The organism is Nocardia sp. JMUB6875 (genome assembly GCF_041154655.1).
Classification (GTDB): Bacteria; Actinomycetota; Actinomycetes; order Mycobacteriales; family Mycobacteriaceae; genus Nocardia.
In genome coordinates, this window is record NZ_BAAFGR010000037.1 from 44011 (window position 1) to 52407 (window position 8397).

Annotated in this window: 11 protein-coding genes; 2 read left to right on the plus strand and 9 right to left on the minus strand. The window is 64.1% G+C overall.

From position 1 onward, the window contains the following. From ACAM49_RS12195 to ACAM49_RS12235, 9 genes are all read right to left on the minus strand, one after another. The gene (locus tag ACAM49_RS12195) at positions 1-222 is read right to left on the minus strand and encodes a helix-turn-helix domain-containing protein (RefSeq protein ID WP_369635573.1); all 222 of its coding nucleotides are present in this window, start codon (positions 220-222) and stop codon (positions 1-3) included. Continuing rightward, positions 222-1772 (minus strand): replication initiator, encoded by a 1551-nt coding sequence (locus ACAM49_RS12200; RefSeq protein WP_369635574.1) that lies wholly within the window; start codon positions 1770-1772, stop codon positions 222-224. Before ACAM49_RS12200 ends, ACAM49_RS12195 begins: the two co-directional genes overlap by 1 nt. Next, positions 1748-2383, minus strand: a complete 636-nt coding sequence (locus tag ACAM49_RS12205; protein WP_369635575.1) for a hypothetical protein — start codon at positions 2381-2383, stop codon at positions 1748-1750. Before ACAM49_RS12205 ends, ACAM49_RS12200 begins: the two co-directional genes overlap by 25 nt. Before the next feature lie 277 nt (positions 2384-2660). Next, positions 2661-2873 carry a hypothetical protein gene (locus ACAM49_RS12210; protein WP_369635576.1) on the minus strand — a complete coding sequence of 71 codons (213 nt, stop codon included), beginning with the start codon at positions 2871-2873 and terminating at the stop codon, positions 2661-2663. Next, positions 2870-4453, minus strand: a complete 1584-nt coding sequence (locus ACAM49_RS12215; protein ID WP_369635577.1) for an FtsK/SpoIIIE domain-containing protein — start codon at positions 4451-4453, stop codon at positions 2870-2872. The genes ACAM49_RS12210 and ACAM49_RS12215 overlap by 4 nt, the downstream gene beginning before the upstream one ends. Continuing rightward, entirely contained in the window at positions 4446-4760 is a 315-nt protein-coding gene (locus tag ACAM49_RS12220; protein WP_369635578.1) for a hypothetical protein, read from the minus strand. The genes ACAM49_RS12215 and ACAM49_RS12220 overlap by 8 nt, the downstream gene beginning before the upstream one ends. Beyond that, positions 4760-5017, minus strand: coding sequence for a hypothetical protein (locus tag ACAM49_RS12225; RefSeq protein WP_369635579.1), 258 nt, complete (start codon positions 5015-5017; stop codon positions 4760-4762). Before ACAM49_RS12225 ends, ACAM49_RS12220 begins: the two co-directional genes overlap by 1 nt. Next, a complete protein-coding gene (locus tag ACAM49_RS12230) occupies positions 5017-5277 on the minus strand; it encodes a hypothetical protein (RefSeq protein WP_369635580.1) in 261 nt (86 codons plus the stop codon). The genes ACAM49_RS12225 and ACAM49_RS12230 overlap by 1 nt, the downstream gene beginning before the upstream one ends. Then, on the minus strand, positions 5277-5729 hold the full coding sequence (locus tag ACAM49_RS12235; RefSeq protein WP_369635581.1) for a hypothetical protein: 453 nt from the start codon (positions 5727-5729) through the stop codon (positions 5277-5279). The genes ACAM49_RS12230 and ACAM49_RS12235 overlap by 1 nt, the downstream gene beginning before the upstream one ends. Before the next feature lie 106 nt (positions 5730-5835). On the opposite strand from ACAM49_RS12235, the gene ACAM49_RS12240 reads away from it, so the two are divergent. Next, positions 5836-6603, plus strand: coding sequence for a GntR family transcriptional regulator (locus tag ACAM49_RS12240; protein ID WP_369635582.1), 768 nt, complete (start codon positions 5836-5838; stop codon positions 6601-6603). Then, on the plus strand, positions 6597-7385 hold the full coding sequence (locus ACAM49_RS12245; protein WP_369635583.1) for a glycosyltransferase family 2 protein: 789 nt from the start codon (positions 6597-6599) through the stop codon (positions 7383-7385). The genes ACAM49_RS12240 and ACAM49_RS12245 overlap by 7 nt, the downstream gene beginning before the upstream one ends. Positions 7386-8397 lie beyond the last annotated feature (1012 nt).

An 8397-nucleotide genomic window follows, 5' to 3' on the forward strand; every position in this document is an offset into this window, starting at 1 on the left:
CTACACCGCCTCCGGTACGTTGTCCGGCGAGTCGAGCCACTCGTGAAACGCCTTGCACGGAATCACCCAGCGCCGCCCGACCCGCTTGGCAGGAATTACCCCGTCATGCACCGCCTGGTAGGCATTGTTCCGCGAGACGCCCAACAGCTCGGCCGCCTGCTCCACGGTGTAGGCAGCCGGTTCCGCTCTCCGAAGTCGTCGCCGCCCCTCCACGATCTGCATCACTGTTCTCCTTCCATCGGCACCGATGACGTTGCCGAATCTTCTTGTGCCTCTGGCGGTCCCAGCATTTCGAGCACCCGCTGATACTCGACACGCCATACGGTGCGCTGCGCGATCGCAGCCAAAATCAAATGCTCGCGAGGAGGCACGGCCGGATCACCGGGCCCGACCACTGTCACGATCAAGCCCGACGTGTCTGGCTGTTCGATGCCCGCGCCGTCGAGCAGCTGCCGAACGAACTCGCGCCGTTCGGCCTTGTAGTCGGCCATGGTCTTACCGGTCCACCGCTCGGAGACCTTCTGCCGATCACCGGCCACACCCAGCCAATCTCGCTGGTGCGCATGACCACGGCAGTAACCCGGATGGGTCTTCGGACCGACGCCCTTGGGCACGATGCCGTAGCGCAACCACACCGGGCACCGGTCCGAACATGGAGTGCGCAGCAGCTCCGCATGCAATCGGTCGTAATGCTCCGCGGTGCGCTGATTCGGCGGCTCGAGGATCTCGGACACCGACTTGGTCAGGTACTTCGCGAGATACCCGATCGCGGCATCGGCCTTCGGGGTGCCCTTCAGAATGCCTTTCGGCTTGATCTGCGAACCGAACCGGATCACGTGCGCGGGCTCCAGCTCGTCCACGCTGTCCATTACGTCCAGGGCCTGCTCCCAGCCCGGCAGCGGGATCCGGGTGTCGGGATCCACGAACGTCTTAGCGTCGTAGTCCCAGACCGGCATTCGGCCGGCGCCGTAGACCTCCACGTCGTGATGCGGCCACCAGACCTGGTGATAGGTCGCCGCCGTCACCTGCCGCAGGATCTCCTTGGTCACCGCCCCGCGGATCAGCAGATGCACATGCGGAGCCCCACGCCGCTGCGGCTCGACGGTCGCGAAGTACTGCACATTCCAGCCGACCGCCCGCCGCAGATTCTGCACCCACCGCGAAAACAAACGCGAGAAGTGGATACAGTCTCGGGCAGCCCGAGGATAGTCGTAGCTGTACGGGTCGATCGGTGATCCGTCCCCGCACACCTCGCCCTTGCGGTTGACCGCGCCGTCCTGGTGCACGGGCCCGTACGAGGGCATGGTCAGGGTCAGGAACATGCCCGGCTGGTACTTGCCCGCGAAAACCTCACCGACAGTACGATTCTCGACCTTCAACCGTGGCAGATTCGGAGCATCCTGCCGCCGCCGAGTGGAGCGCCGACGCCGCTGTCCTTGCTCCTCCTGCTCCTCTAGGTCGGTCTGACCGTCCAACTCGACCGGCGGGCCGTCCGGGATCTCCGGTTCGGCATCCATGTGCCAGCCTTCACGGCATTGCTGAATCCGTATGGCACACTTACGTTTCGCACACGCGGGACACTGCGATTCGAGCGTGTTCCCGCACGGAGCCGGAACATAGCGAACGATCCCGGTCGCCGGATCCTCAACCCGCATCGTGATCGGCCGCCGACACACCCCCGTCTCATCAGCCGCAGCCATAGCCATTTCCAACAGGGAAAAGCCGTCAGCGACGGTAGCAACGCTGGTCATGCCGCGGCTCCCTTGCCCCATTCCCAGCCGTCAACTTCATGCAGGCCGATCATTTCGACTTGCGAATCCTGGTGCCGGAACACCAGTTCCACACGACCCGGCCCGGCCAGACACGCTCGGCATTCGAACGCGCCGAACGCATGCGCCAGAGCCACTTCCTGACGGGCCCAATCACCAGGGACCTGCCCGGGTGGGATCCGCACGAGTACGTGGTCGGTGATATCGCCGATGCGAACCTCGAGGATCACCGGGTACGCCCAGCCGCGGGCAGTAGGCATCGCAAGGTGGCAGGCCCGGATCAGGGCAAGCCAGCAGCGCCGATAGCGCCACCAGACCAGGAAACGGGATCGCATGCGCCAGGTGACCCACCGCTCGAACATCTCCGGACGCCTCCAGCGCCAGAGCATGATCCCCGCGGTGAAGCCCCCGGCCACCTCGACCCCGACAGGCCAACCCCACTGCCAACCCGCCGCCACCGAGACCATCACCGGCAGCGACAACATCGGGAACAGCAGCGCCCACCAGACCGTCACCACCGCGGCGGTCACCAGGTACCAGACCGAGTTCAGGATTGCGACAGTCAGCAGATCGAACACGTCGTATTCGCTGTCGTGCTCGGCGTTTCGGGTCATGCTGAGACCTCCTGCTCGAACTCGCGTCGGTCAATGCCGTGGCGTTCAGCGGCCCGCAACTGCCGCTCCCGAGTAGCCCTGGCCAGCGCCGCCAATTGGGCGGTGGTCGGGATCCGTTTCGGCGCAGCCTGTTCCACGTCGTAAAGCCACGGCGTCAGCGGTTCACGCCCACCGAGCCGGGGCCGCACCAATCGACCGGTCGGACGAAGGCCCTCTGCCGCCAGCTGACGACGGGTCCGCAGATGCTTGGGCGCACACCGCCAGCAGTAATCCGGGATCACGGCTGGACCTCCGATTCCTGATCGACAGGAGCGTCCTGACGGACCGGGAATTCCAGGTCCACGTACACCCGCACCCCGGGCGCGCGACGATTCGGGTACGGCCGCTCATCGACCACGACCTTGAATTCCTTGGACGCCAAGATCGAAGCGAGAACCAGGGTGATGTCACCCAGTTCACCGGACAGTCGCAGCTGAACATGCCCGTTCATGCCGCCTCGCCTTCTTCAGAAACGGTTGTGTCAGAAATGATTTCGAGTGAACGAGGCTGCGGCGCATAGCGATCCACGATGTCCTGCACGTCCTCGTCGGTGACCAGGAAGGCGCGCACCCGCGCGATCGAGGTGGAGCCGTCCTGCTCGACGTAGGCGACACCCGGTGTGGAATCAGGAATTTCGTCACAGTGCGCACCACGGTCGCGGGCGCCAGCGCCGAAGACCATGCCGACCTGCAACGGTTCGGCCAGCCGTAGCCCGATCCGGTACGGGTAGAGCTGCCGCTGCGGCATGGTGTCCTTGGACGGATCCTGCACGCAGCCGATCACGGAAATGCCGACCGCGCGCCCTTGGGACAGCAGCAGCCCGTGGAGTTCCTCGAATTGCTCGCGGATCTTGCGAGATGCGTAGGCCGACAACGAGGCCGCCTCGTCGATGAGGATCAGGATCAGCGGCTCATCCACGGTCGGGATGTGCTTGCGGATCAAGGCCGCGTGCAGCTTGGCCTGCCGCTCCCGCATCACCGCCACGGCCTCGACCAGCAGCGCCAGGCAGTCTTCGGCGTCCTTGTAGGCGAAGCGGACGAACAGGCTCTTGCCCGGCCCGAATTCCATGCCGCCCTTGGGATCCAGGCACCACACGTCCACCAGTCCGGAGCGGATCGCAGGGCCGAGGCCGTGCAGGATGGCCCACACGACGCCGCCTTTGCCGGATCCGGTGGCGCCGACGATCAGCAGGTGTGTGTAGAGGATCGGCAGCAGCCACCAACGGCCGTCCTCGGTGATCCCGGTCGGTACCGCGCGCAGGTCCACTTCGGCGGGGACAGTCTCCGGCAGCGTTGCCGGGGCCGCGAGGGCATCGAAGGCCCTCACCTGCAAACGGATGATCGCGGGCTCCGGAGAGGACGCCACCACCAGCGGCACCATCAAGTAGTGCGCCATCTTGTTCAGCAGCTCCGGATCGGTCCACGTCTTCGTGGACTGGCCGCACAGCAGCATGATTTCGACTTCCAGGCCCTGATCGGTGTAGTCCCACCACTGCACCCGCGGGAACCCGGTCTCGAACGAGCCGAGCTTGAGCGTGGCGAACATGCGCTGGCACTTCGCGTTCGGGACGAGGATGCTCACCGCCCGCGCCAATTCGGCCGGCGCTTCAGCCAGCACCTGTTCGAACTCGCGCGGACCCATCTGACGGTTGCGCCGCGACCGGGCATACACCACGGCCGCAGCAAGGGCACCCATCACGAGTGCCCCAGCCACGATTCCCATGATCAGCACTCCTGCCTTCCGTCGAACAGGCGGCAGATCTCGCCGTGCGAGGGCAGCGGTGCTTCGTTGCACAGCAGCACACAACCGTCTGGGGTCGAAGTCGGTGCAGGAGTTGCGGATCCGGCCTGATCGCAGAACATCACGCACGCCGGTACGGACGACGACGCTGTCGCCACGGGGACCACACTGTCCTGTACCGGGGCGCGATGCCCGAACGTCATCAAGATGGCCGCCGGAATGATCCACACCATCGCGAAGGCGAGAAACACGGCCATCCACGGTTTGCCGACTGAGATCACCATCACGCACCCGCTTCGATCGAAGGTGCGAGAGTCAGCCGTCGCTCCCACAGGGCCCGACTGACTTCCGCGATCGTGCCCGTGCGCTCGAAGACCACCGGATCGAGAACCGTCCGGCCGTCGATGAAGCTCAGGACGCCAACCCGGACCAATACCGGAACCGATGCAGCGCCGAAGGTCAGCAGCCCCGCCAGCACCACCACGTATGCCTCGTCCTCATCGACGATGTCGCCCTCGCGAATATGGCAATCCGGGTGGTATCCGGTGTATCCGTATTCGATGCCGTACTCGACGGCGCGAACCTGCTCGCAGCCCATCACGCCACCGCCTTCGGGCCTTGGACGGACTCACTGTCCGGGTGCTGCGCGAGCACGCCCGGCAGCGCCTCCAGCAGATCCCGCGCATCCTCGACCGTCAGGGCGATCCACGCCTCCCCCAGCTGGAACGACACACGCGCCTGAACGTTCAACACGTACTCGTCACCCTTCGGGCCGTAGCGGTGCACGTGAGCCGCCTCGTACTTGATCGCGCGCAGTTCACCGCCTACAGTCGGCATGCTCACGAACGACGACATCACGCCACCGCCTTCGGATCCAGCGGCGAATCCTTCAGCGCCACAGCGTCTTCCACCAGCGCCACCGCCAGACCGAACATCAGGGCGCGAGCGTCCTGCATGTCCAGCTCCAGCGAGCCCGCCCCGAAATCGACCAGCACGGTCGCCGGGATCCGGATGTGATGCTGATCGGCCGCACCGAAGTAGTACTGGTGGCCCGCGACGTAGCGGACGCACCGCAGCGCCTCGTCACGGCTCTTGGCGTACACGCTCACGGCCATCACGCCACCGCCTTATCCGAACGGGTCGGACGCGATGCCGAAGCTTCCACCGGTGGCATCTTCGCCCCGGAAGTATCGCCCTTGATCCCGGTCGCACGCACCGTCCAGCCGAGCGTCTTGAACTCGCCCTGCCCGGTCACCTTCGGCTGCAAGGTCAAACCCTCCAGCTCGATCAGGTGCACCCCTTCGGACAGCTCGACACCCACCGGAATCGGCGCGACCTCCGCGAGGAAGATCACCTGAACCGTAGTGCGCTTCGGGTGCGTGTCATTGGGGTCCGTGCAGGTCAGCTTCCACTGCCACAGCCCGGTGACCTCGTCCTTCTTCTGCTTCGGGGCTGCGTTGCGATTCGGGTTGTACTCGTTGTCCGGCTCCGGCTGCCCCAGTGCAATCAGCTTCTTCGGGTACACATCCAGAAACGGAGCCGACAAGCGGAGATCCTTCACGGCCATTGCCACACCTCCAATTTTGTTAATGAACAAAAGGTATGCAACGATTGTTCATCAGCAAAGGCGCTGGCGTCAAGGTTTGTGAAGCAACAAAATTCGAGGAGGAGTGATGCCGCCCCCAACGATCTGGCGAGATATCGCCGATGACCTGCGTCGTCGTGTCGATGCTGGCGAATGGGCTGCGGGAGAACGTATCCCGTCCGTCCGCGAACTCATGGAGCACTACGACACCCCGACCCAAGGCGCACTCGTCCGAGCGATCTCAGCGTTGGCAAACGAAGGTGTTCTGATCACCGATCCGAATGCGCCCCGCCGAGGCGTCCGCGTCCGAGGCCGGATCCGCCTTGCCCGTCCGATCGATCAGCACTTTGCGGGACTAAGGCCCGGACAAGATCGCACCTTTGAGGAACTAAGCGATCTTGGACCAGGCGATGTTGACGTCAGGATCAGTTTCGATCTTGAACCGGCGGGGGCCTTGGCTGAATTGTTCGGAGACGAAGAGCTTTTGGTGCGAACGTTCCGCTACTTGGTCACTGGAACACCGCATCAGGTCATGCGGTCATGGATGCCTGCGCGAATTGCTGAATCGGCCGGCCTCCACGCGCCGAACGACGAAGTGCCCGGCCGCTCCACCGAATCATGGCTGCAAGCAGGAGGTGCCGAACCGCACCACGTATCCATGGCGCTCTCGTCTCGCCTACCAACGCCCGAAGAAGCCGCGGACCTCGAAATGCCGACAGCTCTTCCAATCATGGTGCGCCGCCGCACAGTGTTGGATCCACATGGATCCGCCGTCGAAACAAGCACTGCCCTGGTTGTTGGTGACCAAATCACCTACACAGCCGAATTCGACCTGGGGGACACTGACCCATGCTGATCTCCGTTATCACACCTTGCTACCGCTCCCGAGCCGACTATCTCGACGAGGCGTACCGCTCGCTGTGTGACCAGCTGCTCCCCGCAGGATGGGAGTGGGAGTGGCTAATCCAGGGCGACGGCGACGATCCAGTACCTCTGCCGCCGGAGGCTCTCAGCGACCCGCGAGTGAAACTCGCCTACAGCCCTCATGGTGGACCTGGAACCGCGAGAAACGTTGCCCTCGAACGCTCTTCGGGCACATTGATTCGCAACCTGGACTCCGATGATGTCCTGACGCCACGTGCCCTTGCAGACAGCATCCGGATCCTTACCACGCACCCGAACGTAGGCTGGACCACATGCCGCGCGCTCGATCTCATGCCGGACGGCAGTCTGGTCGGATTCGACTCCGATCCAGCCGAAGGGCAGATCCAGAAGGGGCAAATCTATGACTGGTGGCAGGCCAGCAAGTTCCTCTTGAAGGTTCACCCAACCACGATCTGCATCCGCCGGGATCTCCTCATAGCGATGGGCGGCTGGATGGCTCTGCCATCCGCAGAAGACACCGGGATGCTGCTCGCAGTCTCGACTATCAGCCGTGGCTGGTTCATCTCAAGTGTTGGACTTCATTACCGCAAGCACCCCGAACAGCTGACCGCGGGCACTCAATACGAGGTTGATCGATCTGCTCGGGTGCGTCTCCTCGTTCAGCGCGTACACGCGCTCGAGGCCATGACCCGTATCCCAGACTTGCGAATCCCGGCCAGCGACGAGGTACCGAACTTCGCCCCTGGTTGCTAGCGCCTGCTCGGGCCTACGCGAAGGTGGCGCCCACGAGTCGTTGCCGAAACTGGCTATACAGACTCAAGGGCGGCGGCCTACCGGCCGCCGCCGCCACGCCGCGGCGTCCTCGCTGCGGGCTCTCGCTGCGGGCGCCGGCGCGTCGGCGACCACCGTCCGGCCACTCGCCCCAACTCCTCGAACAGCCATCCGCACAACGACTTCGGGATCTAGACGCGAAGGCTCGGGCCACTTCCGGTCAGTAGTCCCAGCCTCCTCATCGGCCCATGATCTCGCTCCACTCGGACGAGTAAAGGGCGCTCCTGCGTCGCGTCGCTACGCGATGCCTACGGCACCCTTGACACGCCCTCCCTCCACTGAGGGCCGCCTGTATGAGCAAGCAGGGGAGAGAAGTCGCCAAGGCTCGGTCGAGCCGGACAGCGCGGCATGTGCGTGCGGTTGCCTTAGATCACTTGGCGCAGCAAACCATATTCTTGATCGGAGTCTGCGGCATTCCGTTGGTTGCGAGTTCGTGTTCAGCCTGACTGCATCGCGTCCTGACGATCCCTTGCAAGATCATCCCGCCCCGACGCCCGCGGCATTGCTCCCCAAGATGGAGGGTGCCGGGCTGTCCGTCGGCCAGCACGGGTTCTGCCCAGCTCTGAGGGGCCGCACTTGCGAGCTGCGGAGTGGTTTGAAAAAGAAGGGCGGCCCCACCGATGAGGGCCACCGCTTGCACAATCATGACCCCGACGCGCACGTTCCGATCAACAACTGGACTCATGTTGACCCACGTTGCTAGACAGATAGACCTTTCTCAGGAGACTCGCTGGCCACCACTCATTCAGAGACATTTCTGCAACATTGCCGGTCAGTGGCAGCCAGCCACTATGCAGTGGTCGAAACAGCTCCGCGCAAGGCGGTGTCAACGGTCATCGGGAACTCCGGGCGGGTGGACTTGACGGGTCCGGCTGGGCGGACGGCAGATCTCCGGGCCGATGGACATCGGTTCTCCGGGTGATTCAGTCAGGTC